This window comes from Kitasatospora sp. SUK 42 (genome assembly GCF_015776785.2).
Taxonomy (GTDB): Bacteria; Actinomycetota; Actinomycetes; order Streptomycetales; family Streptomycetaceae; genus Kitasatospora.
Map to the genome: position 1 here is coordinate 383,470 of NZ_LFMD02000005.1, position 15,275 is coordinate 398,744.

The following is a 15,275-nucleotide window of genomic DNA, read 5'->3' on the forward strand; positions in this document are numbered from 1 at the left end:
CAATCACAGCTCGTGGCCGAGGTCGGCCGCCAGCGACTTCAGCAGGTCGTACGCCGCGTCCGGGATGACCGTGCCGGGCGGGAAGACCGCCGCCGCGCCCGCCTCGTACAGGGCGTCGAAGTCCTGCGGCGGAATCACTCCGCCCACCACGATGGTGATGTCCTCCCGCCCGGCCTCGGCGAGTTCGGCGCGCAGCGCGGGCACCAGGGTGAGGTGGCCGGCGGCCAGCGAGGAGACGCCGACGATGTGCACGTCCGCCTCGACGGCCTGGCGGGCGACCTCGGCCGGGGTCTGGAACAGCGGGCCGACGTCGACGGTGAAGCCCAGGTCCGCGAAGGCGGTGGCGATCACCTTCTGGCCGCGGTCGTGGCCGTCCTGGCCCATCTTGGCGACCAGGATGCGCGGGCGGCGGCCCTCGGCGAGCTCGAACCGCTCGACCAGGTCGCGGGTGCGCTGGAGGGAGGCCGACGGGCCCGCTTCGTCTCGGTACACACCGGAGATGGTACGGATCTGGCCGGAGTGGCGGCCGTACACCTTCTCCAGGGCGTCCGAGATCTCGCCGACGGTGGCCTTGGCCCGGGCCGCGTTGACGGCCAGGTGCAGCAGGTTGCCGTCCAGCGAGCCGCCGCGCTGCGGGCCGGCCTCGGCGGCCCGGGTCAGTGCGTCGAGCGCACCGCGGCAAGCGGCCTCGTCGCGCTCCTCGCGCAGCCGGCGCAGCTTCTCGATCTGCCGGGTCCGCACCGAGGAGTTGTCGACCTTGAGCACCTCGATCTGCTCGTCGCTCTCCACCCGGTACTTGTTGACGCCGATCACCGGCTGGCGGCCGGAGTCGATCCGCGCCTGGGTGCGGGCGGCGGCCTCCTCGACGCGCATCTTCGGGATGCCCGCGTCGATGGCCTTGGCCATGCCGCCGGCCGCCTCGACCTCCTGGATGTGCTGCCAGGCGCGGCTCGCCAGGTCGTGGGTGAGCTTCTCGACGTACGCCGAGCCGCCCCACGGGTCGATGACCCGGCAGGTGCCCGACTCCTGCTGGAGCAGCAGCTGGGTGTTGCGGGCGATGCGGGCCGAGAAGTCGGTGGGCAGGGCGAGCGCCTCGTCGAGGGCGTTGGTGTGCAGCGACTGGGTGTGGCCCTGGGTGGCGGCCATCGCCTCGACGCAGGTGCGGGTGACGTTGTTGAACACGTCCTGGGCGGTGAGCGACCAGCCCGAGGTCTGCGAATGGGTGCGCAGCGAAAGGGACTTGGTGTTCTTCGGGTCGAACTGCTTGACCAGCTTGGCCCACAGCAGCCGGGCCGCGCGGAGCTTGGCGACCTCCATGAAGAAGTTCATGCCGATCGCCCAGAAGAACGACAGCCGTGGCGCGAAGGCGTCCACGTCCAGCCCCACGTCCAGGCCCGCGCGCAGGTACTCCACCCCGTCGGCCAGGGTGTAGGCCAGCTCCAGGTCGGCCGTCGCACCCGCCTCCTGGATGTGGTAGCCGGAGATGGAGATCGAGTTGTACCGGGGCATCTTCTGCGAGGTGTACGCGAAGATGTCCGAGATGATCCGCATCGACGGCTGCGGCGGGTAGATGTAGGTGTTGCGGACCATGAACTCCTTGAGGATGTCGTTCTGGATGGTCCCCGCCAGCTTCTCGGGCGGCACCCCCTGCTCCTCGGCGGCGACGATGTACAGCGCGAGCACGGGCAGCACGGCGCCGTTCATGGTCATCGACACGGACATCCGGTCCAGCGGGATGCCGTCGAACAGCTGGCGCATGTCGTAGATCGAGTCGATGGCGACGCCCGCCATGCCGACGTCGCCGGTGACGCGCGGGTGGTCGCTGTCGTAGCCGCGGTGGGTCGGCAGGTCGAAGGCGACCGAGAGGCCCTTCTGACCGGCCGCCAGGTTGCGTCGGTAGAAGGCGTTGGACTCCTCGGCGGTGGAGAAGCCCGCGTACTGGCGGACGGTCCACGGCTGGTTGACGTACATGGTCGGGTAGGGCCCGCGCAGGTACGGGGCGATGCCGGGGTAGGTCTCCAGGAAGTCCAGGCCGGAGAGGTCCGCCGCGGTGTACAGCGGCTTGACGCCGATGCCCTCGGGGGTGTCCCAGACCAACTCGTCGACGTCCTTGCCGGTGGTCTGCCGCCAGGCGGACCGCCACTGGTCGTCGGTACCGCCGCCGGCGCCGCCGTCCAGCCCGATTCCGGTGAAGTCGGGGATCATCGCTCCGCTCCGATCTGGTCCAGCAGGGAGGTGAGGACGGCGACCGCGTCCCCGCCCGCGTAGATGAACTCGTCCACTCCGGCCGGTACTTCGGCGAGCCGCCCGGCCAGCAGCACCCGCCGGGCGCCGGCCGCCTTCAGGGCGCCGGCGACGGCCTCGGCGTGCTCGCCGTACAGGGCGTCGCTGGAGCACAGGCAGGCGACGGTGGCGCCGGAGGCGGTGAACGCCTCGGCGAAGGCCGCCGGGTCGACACCCTCGGCCGACGAGGTCGCGATGCCGCCCGCCTGGAACAGGTTGGCCGCGAAGGTGGTGCGCGCGGTGTGCGCGGAGGCGGTGCCGATCGAGGCCAGGAACAGCCTCGGCCGCTCGCCGGTCTCCGCGACGAAGGCGTCCGAGCGGTCCCGCAGCGCCTCGTACGCCTCGGCGCGGCGCACCCGCGGCAGGCCGCCGCCGGGCGCGGCCGGAGCCGGCTCGCGGACCAGCGGCTGCTCGTCCAGGTGCGGGAACTCGCTGACGCCGGTGATGGGTTCACGCCGCTTGGCGAGCCTGACGGACCGCTCGGCCCAGGTCGCGGCGATCCGCTCGCCGACCAGGCCGTCGGTGAGCGCCGCCTGCTGGCCGCCGGCCCGCTCGATCTCCTGGAACCACGCCCAGGCGGCCTGCGCCAGCTCCTCGCTCAGCCGCTCGACGTACCAGGAGCCGCCGGCCGGGTCGATCACCCGGGCCAGGTGGGACTCCTCCAGCAGGATCGCCTGGGTGTTGCGGGCGATCCGGCGGGCGAAGGCGTCGGGCAGGCCGAGCGCGCTGTCGAAGGGCAGCACGGTGACGGCGTCGGCGCCGCCGACCCCGGCGGCCAGGCAGGCCACCGTGGTGCGCAGCACGTTCACCCACGGGTCGCGGGCGGTCATCATCACCCGGGAGGTGACGGCGTGCTGGCGCTGCGCCGAGGCCTCGGCACAGGCGCCGGACACCTCGGCGACGCGGGCCCACAGGCGGCGCGCGGCACGGAACTTGGCGATCGTCAGGAACTGGTCGGCGTCCGCCGCGTAGCGGAACTCCAGCTGGCCGAGCGCGGCGTCCACCGACAGCCCGGCGGCGGTCAGCGCGCGCAGGTAGGCGAGGCCGGTGGCCAGCGAGCAGCCCAGCTCCTGGGCGGGGGAGGCGCCGGCCTCGTGGTACGGCAGGGCGTCGACGGTGAGCGCCCGGAGCCCCGGGTGGCCGGCGGTGCAGCGGGTGGCGAGCGCGGTGGCCTCGGCGAGCAGCGCGCCGGTGCGGGCGGTGTCGCCGGTGCGGGCCTGGAGGCCGAGCGGGTCGGCGCCGAGGTTGCCGGCGGCGGAGGCGGGGGAGACCTCGCGCGCCTCGTACAGCTTGAACAACTGCTCGGCGGCGTCGGTGAATTCGGGGCCGGCGTCGAGCGTCACGGCGGCCAGGTCCAGGTACACCCCGGCGAGTGCCTCGGGCAGGGCGTCCACCGGCAGGCCCTCGTCGCCCAGCTCCAGCCAGAGCGAGCCGACGCCGTGCTCCAGGTCGGCGAGCACCGCCTCGTTGGTGCGCCGCCGGTCCGGGTCGGCGTGCCGCTGGCGGACGTCCCACCCGGTGACCGCGGAGCCCTGCGGGCGGCCGCCGCGGACGAACGGCGGGAAGCCGGGGAAGCCGGGCTCGGTCGTGCCGTCCTCGGCGGTGTACAGCGGGCGGGCGCGCAGGCCGTCCTGGAGGGGGGTGGTGAGCGCCTGCTCGGCGGCGGCGCCGTCCTCGGGCTGGGCACCGGACTTGCGCAGCACGCCTTCGACGAGCTGCTGCCACTGCTCACGGTGCGCGGCCGGGAACTCGGCGGCGAGGGGGAGCCCTTCGGGTGGGACCTTCATGTGCGCAGGTTAGCGCCCGTTAGCGCACCCGCAGGAGGGGAACGGTGTGTGACCTAGTTCTCGCTTTGACGTGGCCCTCGCACTCCCTCCGGCCGGGGGTGCCGCGAGGGGTGGCACCCGAGGTCGGGACTGGTGTCACCGGTGGCACCAGGCGGGTGTCGAGGTGTGGCGGCGGAGCCGTTGTCAACGCCGTTGTCACGGAACGCGATCGATCGCCCGGAAGTGCCCGGATCAGGGGGATTGCGGAACCCCGGTGCTCATCTATTAAGTTACTTCGAAGAAAGGTGGGCGGGGGCGGCATCCCCCGTACGTCCCCGCCCGCCCTTCGTCGTGCCTTCGCGTCCCCGGACGCCTCGAACGAATCTGCGAACGTCCCCCGAACGTTTCCCCGACGTCCGGACGTCCCCCGAAGGAGAGCCCACCGCGATGGGAAAGCGCCGCAAGCCCAGCCCCCCGAGCCGGGCCCGCCTGGCGGTCCTCACCACGGCGATGGCCGGCGGCGCGGTGCTCGCCTCCGGCACCGCCCACGCCGAGCCGACCCCCTCGCTCGCCACCGTCAAGGAGCAGGTGGACAACCTCAACGAGCAGGCCGAGCAGGCGATCGAGCAGTACAACGGCTTCCAGGAGAAGCAGCAGAAGCTCCAGGGCGACGCCAACCAGATCCAGGAGAAGGTCGCCCGCGGGCAGGAGGCGATGAACGAGCTGCGCACCCGGCTCGGCGCGGTCGCCGCCGACCAGTACCGCACCAACGGCATCGACCCGTCCGTCCAGCTGATGCTCGACTCCGACCCGGCCGCCTACCTGGAGCGCGCCGCGGTGCAGAACCAGGTCGCCGACACCCAGACCTCCCTGCTCAAGCAGGCCCAGGAAGAGCAGCGCAAGCTCGACCAGGACCGCACCGAGGCCGCCACCACGCTCGCCCAGCTCGACTCGGTGGGCACCGAGCTGGCGGCGAAGAAGAAGGACATCCAGGCGAAGCTGGCCCAGGCCCAGGCGATGCTGAACAAGCTCAGCGCCGAGGACCGGGCCAAGATCAACGCCCAGCAGAGCGCCGAGAAGGCCAAGGCCGAGGCCAAGCAGGCCGCCAGCGCGGCCGCCGCGGACCGCGCCTCCCGCTCCGCCGACCGCCCGGACATGAGCACCCCGCCGCCGCCGGCCAGCGGCCGGGCCGCCAGCATCATCGCGTTCGCCCAGGCCCAGCTCGGCAAGCCCTACGGCTGGGGCGCCACCGGCCCCAGCAGCTTCGACTGCTCCGGCCTGACCGGCGCCGCCTACCGCGCGGCGGGCGTCAAGCTCTCCCGGATGTCCCAGGACCAGTGGAACGACGGCCCGCGCATCGACCGTGCCAACCTCCAGCCCGGCGACCTGGTCTTCTTCTACGGCGACATCCACCACGTCGGCATCTACATCGGCGACGGCAAGATGATCCACGCCCCGCGCACCGGCAAGAACGTCGAGGTCCTGCCGATCAGCGCCATGCCCTACGTCGGCGCCGTCCGCCCGGCCTGACGCGCCATCCGGTGGCCCGCTCCCGCTCCGGCGGGGGCGGGCCACCGTCGTTCTCGGGGGTGTGCCGGCGGGTGCCGGTCAGAGCCCGGCGAGGCGCTCCAGCAGCCGGGCCGGGTCGGTGAGGCCGCAGGCCTGGCGCACCGCGGCGTCGTGGGCGGCGGCCAGCGCGTCGAGGCGGGTGAGGCGGGTGCGGCCCTGGCGGGAGAGGTGGGCGGTGATCCGGCGGCGGTCCTGGTCGCCCTGGCGGCGGTAGACCCAGCCGTGGTCGGCCAGCGCGTCCACCAGCCGGCTCAGGCTGGCCTGCGGCACCAGCAGGGTCTGGGCGAGTTCGCCCATCGGGTGGCCCCGGCCGTCGGCGAGGGCGCGCAGCACCCGCCACTGGTCGACGGTGCAGTCCTCCTCGGCCAGGGCGGCCGCCAGGCCGGTGGAGAGGCGGCGGTGGGCCAGGGTGAGCAGTTCGACCAGCAGCGGTTCCGGGGTCGTACGGATGTCCTCCGCCGGTGCGGTCATCTGGTCCTCCCCTTCGGGTCCGTCCGCGGCCCTTCCGGACTTTCCCGGGGGCGACAGGACGACCATACTCGCACTGGTGAGCGTCGAGGCGATCCTGATCGATCCGCTCGAAGCGCTGCACTCCGTGCGGGAGGAGCGGGGGGAGGCGGCGTTCCGGGTGGGCCTCGTCGTGCCGCAGTCCGGCCCGCTGGGGCTGACCGGCCCGTCCGCGCTGGACGGCGCTCTGCTCGCCGGGCACGAGGTGAACGCGGGCGGCGGCGTGCTCGGCCGCCCGCTGGAGCTGGTGCTGGTGGACGGCGGTGGCACCCCGGAGCGGGTCGCGGCCGAGGTCCGGACGCTGCTGGACGCGGGCGCGCTGGACGCGCTCGCCGGGTGCCACACCAGCGATGTGCACCGGGCCGTCGAGGCGGTCGCGGCCGGGCGCACCGCGTACGTCTTCACCCCGCCGCACGAGGGCGGCTCGCGGCTGCCCGGCGTGCTCTGCACCGGCGTCGACCCGTCGGGCCAACTCGGTGCGGCCATGGAGGAGCTGACGGTACGTCACCATCTCCGCCGGTGGGCCCTGATCGGCAACGACTACATCTGGCCGCGGTCCGTCCACGGCGCGGCCGCCGCGCTGGCCGCCCGCTCCGGCGCCCGGGTGGTGCTGGAGCGGCGGATCCCGTTCGGGGGCGTCGAGGGCGCGGTCGAACCGCTGCTGGACGCGCTGCGCGCCACCCGGGCGGACGCCCTGCTGCTCAGCCTGATCGGGCGCGACCTGGTGCTCTTCAACCGGGCGCTGCGGCGCAGCGGCCTGGACCGCCGCCTGGTGCGGCTGTCCGGAGCCCTGGAGGAGAACGGCCTGCTCGCCCTCGGCGGCGACGACACCGGGACGCTGTACGCCGCGATGCCCTCCTTCGCGACCCTGGCCGAGGAGCGCCGGCAGAGCCTCGCCGAGCGGCACCAGGCGCTGTGCGGACCGTGGGCGCCGGTCCTGGACGCCTACGCGGTCGGCCTGTACGACGGCCTGCACCTGCTCGCCGCGCTGGCCGCCCGCCGCGCCCTGGAGCCGTCCGGCCTGGCGCGGGCCGCCGGCCGGATGCTGCGCGCCGAGGGGCGCCCGGTCCACCTCGCCCGCGCCGAGGGGCTCGGGTTCACCGTCCTGCCCTGAGGCGGCGGCGCCCGTGCCCTGAGGTGACGGCGCCCGTGCCCCAAGGTGGCGGCGCCCCGTGGAAGTCAACCGTTCTCACGTGGCGGAACGTCGAAACAAAACCCTTCCATCTGGAAATACTTGCCTCTACAGTCTCCCCACACACCCGCAGGGTCGTCACGGAGAGAGAGCACCATGGCCGACACACCCGCGCCCCAGAGCATCGAGAGCTACGGCTACCAACAGGAGCTTCGCCGGTCCCTGACCTTCACCGACCTGCTCGTCTACGGGCTGGTGTTCATGGTGCCGATCGCCCCGTTCGGCATCTTCGGCAGCGTCTTCCAGGGCTCGGGCGGCATGGTCGCCCTGGCCTACGTCCTCGGCATGGTGGCGATGATGTTCACCGCCCTGTCCTACGCCCAGATGTCCCGGGCCTTCCCGATGGCCGGCTCGGTCTACACCTACGCCGGGCGCGGCATCGCGCCGCCGGTCGGCTTCCTGTCCGGCTGGATGATCCTGCTCGACTACGTGCTGGTGCCGGGCCTGCTGTACCTGATCGCGGGCGTCGCGATGAACTCCCTGGTCCCGTCCGTCCCGGTGTGGCTCTGGCTGATCGGCTTCGTGCTGCTCAACACCGTGGTCAACTACCTGGGCATCGAGACCACCTCCAAGGTCAACAAGGCCATGCTGATCGGCGAACTCGTCGTGCTGGCCCTGTTCGTGGTGGTCGGCGTGATCGCCCTCGCCTCCGGCAAGGGCCGGGGCTTCGACTTCACCCCGCTCTACAACTCGCACACCTTCTCGTGGAGCCTGGTCTTCGGCGCGGTGTCGGTCGCGGTGCTGAGCTTCCTCGGCTTCGACGGGATCTCCACCCTCTCGGAGGAGAACCGGGACTCCGCCAAGGCGATCGGCCGGTCGATGGTGGCCGCGCTGCTGCTGGCGGGCACCCTGTTCATCGTGCAGACCTGGGTGGCCTCGCTGCTGGTCGCCGATCCGGACTCCCTGGTCCGGGACGGCGACCCGAACGGCACCGCCTTCTACGACGCGGCCCGCACCGCCGCCGGGGGCTGGCTCGCCACGCTGACCGCCGCCTCCACCGCCGTGGCCTGGGGCTTCGCCAACTCCCTGGTCGCCCAGGCGGCCACCTCGCGACTGCTGTACGCGATGGCCCGCGACCGCCAGTTGCCCGCCTTCCTCGCGAAGATCCACCCGACCCGCCGGGTGCCGGTCAACGCCACCCTGCTGACCGCCGGCATCTCGCTGGTGCTCGGGCTGTACATGGCCTCGCGCGAGGACGGCATCACCCTGCTGAGCACCCTGGTCAACTTCGGGGCGCTGACCACCTTCCTGGTCCTGCACGTCGCCGTGGTCGTCCACTACCTGGTCCGCAAGCGCAGCAAGGACTACTGGCGCCACCTGATCGCCCCGGCCATCGGCTTCGCGATCCTCGGCTACGTCGTCTACAACGCCAACATCGCCGCCCAGCGGCTCGGCTTCGTCTGGCTGCTGATCGGCGGGATCGTGCTGGCCGGGCTGATCGCGACCGGCCGCAAGCCCCGACTGGCCGTCACCGAGGCCGAATCCGTCATCGGCGCCGAGCCCGCCGCCGCCGGTGCCACCACCCCCGAGGAGAAGCAGTGAGCCTGCCCGAGATCGTCACGCTGTCCCCGACCCCGGAGGACTACTCCTACACCTTCGGCGGCCGCGCCCCGCTGGTCACCGTCCAGCCCGGCACCGTCGTCGAACTGACCACCGAGGACTGCTTCGGCGGCAAGGTGCGCGGCACCGGCGACCTGCCCAGCCAGGTGTGCGTCTTCCCGTACCTCAACCCGGTCACCGGGCCGATCGCGGTGGCCGGAGCCGAGCCCGGCGACCTGCTCGCGGTCCACTTCGTGGAGATCACCCCGGCCCGGGACCACGGAATCTCCAGCACCTTCCCGCACTTCGGCGCGCTGACCGCGACCCACAGCACGGCGATGCTGCACGCGCCGCTGGAGGAGCGGGTCTGGATCTACGAACTGGACGTCAAGGCGGGCACCTGCCGGTTCCGGGCCCGGGGCGGCGACTTCACGGTGGACCTGCCGCTCGACCCGATGCACGGCACGGTCGGCGTGGCCCCAACGGCCGGCGAGGTGCTGGCCTCGATCACCCCGGGCGCGCACGGCGGCAACCTGGACACCCCCGAGATGCGGGCCGGCACCACGGCCTACTTCGGCGTCAACGTCGACGGCGGCCTGCTCGCCATCGGCGACGGCCACGCCCGCCAGGGCGAGGGGGAGGTGTGCGGCACGGCGGTGGAGGCGGCGATGCGCACCACCGTGATCGTCGACCTGGTCAAGGGCGGCGGCCCGGCCTGGCCCCGGCTGGAGAACGACGACTTCCTGATCAGCACCGGCTCGGCCCGTCCGCTGGAGGACGCGTTCCGGATCAGCCAGCACGACCTGGTCGGCTGGACGGGCGAGCTGCTCGGCCTGGACCAGCTGGACGCGTACCAGCTGGTCAGCCAGGCCGGACTGGCCCCGGCGGCGAACGTCTGCGACACCAACTACACGATGGTCGCCAAGCTGCCGAAGGACGTGCTGGGCCGGGCCCGCGCCTACGACGGCCTGCACGACCGGCTGCGCGAGACGGCCGCGGCGTACCTGCGGCACCGGTAGTCTTCGCCGGGCCGGACGCTAGGGATGCGGTGCGCAGGCCAGCAGGTAGGGCAGCGCCGGCAGCGTCAACACCCAGAGCCACCCGGCCAGTTGACGCCGCCGGCCGCCGCCCGGCCGGGCCAGGCGGCGGACCCGGGCCAGCACCCCGGTGGAGGCCGCCCCCAGCGAACCCTCCGGAGCGGGGCCCGAGGCCGGGGCGCCCGAGGCCAGGGCACAGAGCGCGGAGGCCAGTTCGCCCCGGGACACCTCCGCCAGCGCCGCGTCGTCCGCCGCCATCTCCAGCAGCAGCGCCACCTCCGCGCGCCCCACCCGGGCCAGCGGCAGCGGCCCGAGCAGCCGCGCGAAGGTATCGGCGGGCAGCCGGAGGAGGTGGTGGCGGCCGCGGATGTGCCCGTGCTCGTGCGCCACGGCCGCGGCGAGCTGCCGTTCGTCCAGCAGTCGCAGCGCCCCGCGCGACAGCACCACCCGGGAGCGCCGCCCGGGCAGGCAGTAGACGGTCGGATGGGCGTGCTCCAGCACCAGCGCGCCCCAGCGCCGGTCCCGTACGGCGACCACGTCCAGCACCGCCCGGTGCCGCCGCCGGATCCGCCCGGCCCGGGCGCCGGCGGTGGCCAGCAGCCCGGCGAGCGCCGCCCCGGCGGTGGCCAGCAGCCACCAGTCGTGGGTGTGCGGTACGACCGGCCCGGCCGGTTCGAGGTGGGGGAGCAGCCCGAGCAGCCCGGCCGGCTCGTGCGCGGCGGGCTCCAGCGCGTGGTGCGCGGCGAGCACCAGGGCGACGGTGAAGGAGGCCATCAGCGCCAGCCACAGGGCCGCGCCCAGCGCCGGACGGGCCTGGAGCCGGGGGTGGCCGGCCAGCCGGGGGGGCAGCAGGAGGCCGGTCACGGCCAGGTGCAGGCCGAGCAGGGCGAGCGTCACTCGGAGTCCCGGGCCTTCACCTGCTCCAGGGCGGCGAGCAGGGCGGAGGCCTCGTCCCCGGTGATCCGGTCGACGAAGTGCAGCAGCGCGCCGGCCCGGTCCGGGCTGGTCTCCAGCGCCTGGTGCATCAGCTGGGCGGTGTACGCCTCACGGGTGCAGGTCGGCTCGTACACCCAGGCGCGGCCGACCTTGTCCCGGCGCAGCCAGCCCTTGGTGTGCAGGATGTCGGCGACCGTGGTGACGGTGGTGTACGCGACGGCCCGCTGCCGCTGGAGGTCGTCGACCACCTCGCGCACCGTGGCCGGGCGGCCCCAGGACCAGAGCCGGTCCATGATCTCGGCCTCCAGATCGCCGAAGCCCCGTAGCACCGCCCTCGTCCCCTTCGCCGAGCCGACCGCGGGCGCCCTTCGCCCGCCGGATCGCGGCCCATGCTACGGCGAGCGCCGGGCGCCCGCCCCCGGTGTGCGGAGGTGGGCGCCCGGCGGATTCCGAGCGGTGCCCGGCCGGTGCGCGGCCGGTGCCCAAGCGGTGTCGGGCGTGTTCGGGCGGCGGGCCCGCCGGTCAGGACAGCCGCCGCCCGAGCGGCACCCGGGAGCGGGTGAACAGCGCCGCGAGCAGCCCCGCGAGCACCGGCAGCACCAGCACGACCAGCAGCAGCTCGCCCCAGGGCGCGGTGATCAGCGCCGGCGGCGAACCGAAGCCGCTCGCCCGGGACTTGAGCAGCCCCACCGCCGGGACGAAGCCGTTGGCCGCGCCGAGCAGCGCCCCCAGCAGGGCGATGAGCGCGCACTGGAGGCCCGCCATGGTCCGCCGGATCCGCGGCGGCGCGCCGACGGCGGCCAGGGTGGCCTGGTCCTGTCGGGAGTCGGCGGCCGCGAGCCCGGTGGCGATCCCGGCCGCGCCGAGCACCACGATTCCGGCAAAACCGCTGAGCGCCAGGGTGAGCGCGTCGCTCTTCGGCTGGTAGCCGCGCTCGACGTCCAGCCGGGCGAAGCGGTCCAGCCGGACGGCCGCGGCCTCGGCGCGCTGCTGCGCCTTGCGGTCGGGCGGGGTGGCCGGGCGCCAGACCGCTCCGCTCGGCTCGGCGGACAGCCCGAGCCCGGACAGCGCGGTGGTGGGCAGCAGCCCCTGGGCGAAGCGGGCGGCCGCCGGGTTGTCGACCAGCACCGCGTCGACCGGGACCTCCCGCAGGTCGGGCGTGGGGATCTGCCCCGGCTGGACGGGGCCGCCGCCGCGCAGCAGCATGACGGCCTTGCCGTCGGTGCCGATCAGCGACGGGTCGAAGACCAGCAGCCTCCCGGCCGCCAGTGCCTGCTCGGCCGCGGGGTTCTGGACGCCGAACAGGTTGTGCAGCACGGTGGCGTCCCCGGTGGCGACGTGCGGAATGTCGGAGAGCCGGCGGTGGTCCATCGGGCTCTTGAGCGTGACGGTGCTGGAGCAGTTGTCGCAGAACCGGTAGACCAGCTGGCCGATGTCGGCCCGCGGGCCGAGCCCGGTCAGCTGCTTCTCCACCTCGGCGCGCAGCTGGGTGGCCTGCGGCCCGTCGCGGTGGCTGTCCAGCTGGACGGCGCCGTACGGGGCCTGCGGCCGGTAGTCGCGCCGGTTCTCGGCGTCCGTGCTGGTGCTGTACACCCCGATCGCGACCGCTCCGGCCACCGCGGCCATCACCGCGGCGACGGCCGGCGCGGTGCGGGAGCGGTGCCGGGCGGAGTCCCGCAGCGCCAGCCGGGGCCCGAGCGGCAGCCGTCCGGCGGCCCGGCCGAACAGCGCGACCAGCACCGGGGTGCAGGCCAGCAGGCCGAGCTCGGCGGTGACCGAGCCGCCCAGCACGGTGAGCGTACGGGCGTCGTAGGTGCTCACCACCGGCAGGCCGCGCTGCACCGCGCTCGCGCCGTACATCGCGATCGCGCCGCCGCCGAGGACCAGCACCACGCCGAGCAGGGTGACCAGCCGGCTGGGCGCCCGGACGGTGTCCCGCCCGGTGAGCCCGGCGGTGACGCTGCGGCGGGCGGCCTGCCAGGCGGGCAGCGCGGCCGCGAGCAGCGCGGTGAGCAGGCCGATCCCGGCGATCGCGAGCAGGTCCAGCGGGCGCAGCGCGAAGTGCCCGAAGCGCGCGCCGCCGACCTGTTCGATCCACGGCCGCAGTCCGGCCACCACCCCGGTGCCGAGCGCCACGCCGAGCGCCGCGCCGACCACGCCGAGCACCACGCCCCCGCCGAGCACCACCGCGCCGACGTGGGTGCGCTTGCCGCCGGCCGCGCCGAGCAGGGCGAGCTGGCGGCGTGAGCGGCGGGCACCGACGGCGAAGGCGGGCCCGGCGAGCAGGGCGACCTCCAGCAGCGCCATCCCGGTGACGGTGGCGACCACGACCTTGGTGCTGTTGCCCGCGGCGGGGTCGCTGTAGCTCCGGCTGTCGCGGTAGTAGGGGACGGCCCCGTACGGCGGCGGGTCGAGCGCGACCGAACGCGCGGTCAGCGTGTAGCCGTGGGTGTTGAACTCCTGCACCTTCGCCCAGTCGACGGCGGCTCCGGCCGGGAGGTGGACCAGCCAGGCGGGGTGCCCGCCCGCGTCCCGCTCGGCGGCGGGGAGGCCCGGGTCCTGGGCGGCGGCCAGCTGGTCGAGCAACTCGCCAGGGCGGGCGACGAGTTCGACCCGGCCGAGCTCGTCCGGGTGCTCCACCACGCCGGTGATGGTGTACGTCGTCCGCTCCAGGCCCTGGACGGTGGTGGTGCCGCCGAGCGAGAGCCCGGCGTGGTCCAGGAAGGCCCGGGTGGCGGCCAGTTCGTGCGGGGCGTTCGGGGCGCGGCCCTCGACCAGGTCGAGCCGGCCGCGCCAGACCGGGTCGCCCAGGTCCGCCTCGGTGGTGAGGGTGCGGACCAGGCCCTCGGGCGAGGTCGCGCCGGTCTCCGGACCGGTCCGGGCGGGGGTGAGCGCGCTGCCGGGCGGCAGCAGCGAGGCGACCAGGACGGCCGGGTCGGTGCTCGCGGCGCTCTGCCGGTCGGCGGTGGGCTGCTGCCCCGGGGGCGAGTAGACGGTGAAGGCGCCGTCCTCGGCGACCGGGGCCTGTTCGACGGCCCGGCCCGGGGCCAGCGCGGTGACCAGCGCGTCCGCGCCGCCCACCACCCGTTCGACCCGTTCGGCCGGGCTGAGCTGCCCGCTGCGATGGACGACGTCGGCGCCGGTGACGCCGAGGACGGGCAGCGCGACCATCGCCACGATCAGGGCGCTGCGCCCCTTGGCCCGCAGCGCGTCGCGTCGGGCGATGCGCAGCGCGACCTTCCAGGCTCCCAGCCTCACCGGACCACCTCACCGGAGGGGTGGGGGACGGCCACCGGGTGGCCGCCGAAGCGGCGCCCGACGCTCTCCGAGGCGACCTCGCCGTCGCGCAGGTGGACCACCCGGTCCGCCCAGGCGGCGTGCTCCGCTGCGTGGGTGACCATCATGGCGGCCGCCCCGGCGTCGCAGCGGGCGCGCAGCACGGCGAGCACGGCCTCGCCGGTGGCGGAGTCGAGCGCGCCGGTCGGCTCGTCGGCGAGCACCAGCCGGCGGTCGCCGATCAGGGCGCGGGCGATGGCGACGCGCTGCTGCTGGCCGCCGGACATGTCGTCCGGGAAGCGGTCGGCGAGCTCCCCGATGCCGAGTTCCTCCAGTGCGGTCAGCGCCTCGCGGCGGGCGGTGCGGCCCGGAACGCCGTCGAGTTCGCGCGGCAGGGCGATGTTCTCGGCGGCGGTGAGCGCGGGGATCAGGTTGTAGTCCTGGAAGACGTACCCGACGGAGCGCCGCCGCAGGTCGGCGAGCCGGCCGCGGCTGAGGCCGCCGAGCGCGACGCCCTCGACCAGCACCTCGCCCTGGCTGGGCAGGTCCAGCCCGCCCGCCAGGGTCAACAGGGTGGACTTCCCGGAGCCGGAGGGCCCCATCACGGCGACGAACTCGCCCGGATGGACGGCCAGGTCGACCCCGCGCAGGGCGTGCACCTCGGCGGCGCCGCGGCCGTGCACCCGGGAGACCTTGGCCAACTGCAGGACCGCTGCGGTCCGGCGCGGATCGGTGTGGGACACACTTCCCCCTCGTGAGCTGTTCAGCTGCATATGTCGGTGAACTATATATGCCGCGTGGCGGTGCACAAGGCGGTCCGGGTTTGGTCAAGCTTCTACAAAGCTGTCGAAGATGGGCCGAAAAGGTGACTCCGTCCGGCCGTGACGGGTCTATGCTTTTTGAGGTTTGAAAAGGCACCTCGTTCGGTGAGGCGTCTTCACGGACACAGGCCACTGATCCGACGACGTCGAGAGACGCCCAGGGTTAGGACAGATCCTCCCGACCTAAGGGTTGATCCGAAGTGGCTTCCGGCCCATGAGGGTTGGACACGCCGTGGAGTGCCAAAGCTCTGACGAGTTGGGGTGTGCCGACCCTTCGGGGCGGCGTGCTCCTTGCCGTGTCGCGATGCGGCGCACAGACGGTGCGCCCCCGGCCGGGAGGAGGCGAGAG

At 74.2% G+C, this 15,275-nt stretch carries 11 protein-coding genes and 1 riboswitch; of the genes, 4 read left to right on the forward strand and 7 right to left on the reverse strand.

Annotation, left to right across the window (positions count from 1 at the left end; genetic code table 11):
- Nucleotides 1-3: 3 nt before the first annotated feature.
- Together scpA and RZ50_RS20335 are read right to left on the reverse strand one after the other, a co-directional pair.
- Nucleotides 4-2,205, reverse strand: a complete 2,202-nt coding sequence (gene scpA / locus RZ50_RS20330) for a methylmalonyl-CoA mutase (protein WP_196951962.1) — start codon at nucleotides 2,203-2,205, stop codon at nucleotides 4-6.
- Nucleotides 2,202-4,070 carry a methylmalonyl-CoA mutase family protein gene (locus RZ50_RS20335; RefSeq protein WP_196951961.1) on the reverse strand — a complete coding sequence of 623 codons (1,869 nt, stop codon included), beginning with the start codon at nucleotides 4,068-4,070 and terminating at the stop codon, nucleotides 2,202-2,204. The genes scpA and RZ50_RS20335 overlap by 4 nt, the downstream gene beginning before the upstream one ends.
- A gap of 426 nt (nucleotides 4,071-4,496) precedes the next feature.
- Between RZ50_RS20335 and RZ50_RS20340 the strand changes: the two genes are divergently transcribed.
- The gene (locus RZ50_RS20340) at nucleotides 4,497-5,579 is read left to right on the forward strand and encodes a C40 family peptidase (RefSeq protein WP_196951960.1); all 1,083 of its coding nucleotides are present in this window, start codon (nucleotides 4,497-4,499) and stop codon (nucleotides 5,577-5,579) included.
- A 78-nt stretch (nucleotides 5,580-5,657) separates the two neighbouring features.
- On the opposite strand, the gene RZ50_RS29935 is transcribed toward RZ50_RS20340, so the two are convergent.
- Nucleotides 5,658-6,089 (reverse strand): MarR family winged helix-turn-helix transcriptional regulator, encoded by a 432-nt coding sequence (locus RZ50_RS29935; RefSeq protein WP_196951959.1) that lies wholly within the window; start codon nucleotides 6,087-6,089, stop codon nucleotides 5,658-5,660.
- A 76-nt stretch (nucleotides 6,090-6,165) separates the two neighbouring features.
- Here RZ50_RS29935 and RZ50_RS20350 point away from each other — a divergent pair, with 76 nt between their 5' ends.
- From RZ50_RS20350 to RZ50_RS20360, 3 genes are all read left to right on the forward strand, one after another.
- On the forward strand, nucleotides 6,166-7,239 hold the full coding sequence (locus RZ50_RS20350) for an ABC transporter substrate-binding protein (protein WP_196951958.1): 1,074 nt from the start codon (nucleotides 6,166-6,168) through the stop codon (nucleotides 7,237-7,239).
- 174 nt (nucleotides 7,240-7,413) lie between these two features.
- Nucleotides 7,414-8,859, forward strand: coding sequence for an APC family permease (locus tag RZ50_RS20355; protein ID WP_196951957.1), 1,446 nt, complete (start codon nucleotides 7,414-7,416; stop codon nucleotides 8,857-8,859).
- Nucleotides 8,856-9,875, forward strand: coding sequence for an acetamidase/formamidase family protein (locus tag RZ50_RS20360; protein WP_196951956.1), 1,020 nt, complete (start codon nucleotides 8,856-8,858; stop codon nucleotides 9,873-9,875). The genes RZ50_RS20355 and RZ50_RS20360 overlap by 4 nt, the downstream gene beginning before the upstream one ends.
- 18 nt (nucleotides 9,876-9,893) lie before the next feature.
- Here the strand turns inward: RZ50_RS20360 and RZ50_RS20365 are convergent, their stop codons facing one another.
- The 4 genes from RZ50_RS20365 to RZ50_RS20380 form a co-directional block, all read right to left on the reverse strand.
- Complete coding sequence (locus tag RZ50_RS20365) at nucleotides 9,894-10,790, reverse strand: M56 family metallopeptidase (protein WP_196951955.1); 897 nt, start codon at nucleotides 10,788-10,790, stop codon at nucleotides 9,894-9,896.
- Nucleotides 10,787-11,158 (reverse strand): BlaI/MecI/CopY family transcriptional regulator, encoded by a 372-nt coding sequence (locus tag RZ50_RS20370; RefSeq protein WP_196951954.1) that lies wholly within the window; start codon nucleotides 11,156-11,158, stop codon nucleotides 10,787-10,789. Before RZ50_RS20370 ends, RZ50_RS20365 begins: the two co-directional genes overlap by 4 nt.
- A 193-nt stretch (nucleotides 11,159-11,351) precedes the next feature.
- A complete protein-coding gene (locus RZ50_RS20375; protein WP_196951953.1) occupies nucleotides 11,352-14,087 on the reverse strand; it encodes an FtsX-like permease family protein in 2,736 nt (911 codons plus the stop codon).
- A complete protein-coding gene (locus tag RZ50_RS20380) occupies nucleotides 14,084-14,848 on the reverse strand; it encodes an ABC transporter ATP-binding protein (RefSeq protein ID WP_308271938.1) in 765 nt (254 codons plus the stop codon). The genes RZ50_RS20375 and RZ50_RS20380 overlap by 4 nt, the downstream gene beginning before the upstream one ends.
- A 168-nt stretch (nucleotides 14,849-15,016) precedes the next feature.
- Nucleotides 15,017-15,194: riboswitch (M-box (ykoK) riboswitch) on the forward strand.
- Nucleotides 15,195-15,275: the final 81 nt, after the last annotated feature.

Excerpts from the sequence above, each read along its gene's own strand:
- RZ50_RS20355 (WP_196951957.1), top strand. The coding sequence starts at position 7,414 with ATGGCCGACACACCCGCGCCCCAGAGCATCGAGAGCTACGGCTACCAA.
- scpA (WP_196951962.1), bottom strand. The coding sequence starts at position 2,205 with ATGATCCCCGACTTCACCGGAATCGGGCTGGACGGCGGCGCCGGCGGC.
- RZ50_RS20340 (WP_196951960.1), top strand. The coding sequence starts at position 4,497 with ATGGGAAAGCGCCGCAAGCCCAGCCCCCCGAGCCGGGCCCGCCTGGCG.
- RZ50_RS29935 (WP_196951959.1), bottom strand. The coding sequence starts at position 6,089 with ATGACCGCACCGGCGGAGGACATCCGTACGACCCCGGAACCGCTGCTG.
- RZ50_RS20335 (WP_196951961.1), bottom strand. The coding sequence starts at position 4,070 with ATGAAGGTCCCACCCGAAGGGCTCCCCCTCGCCGCCGAGTTCCCGGCC.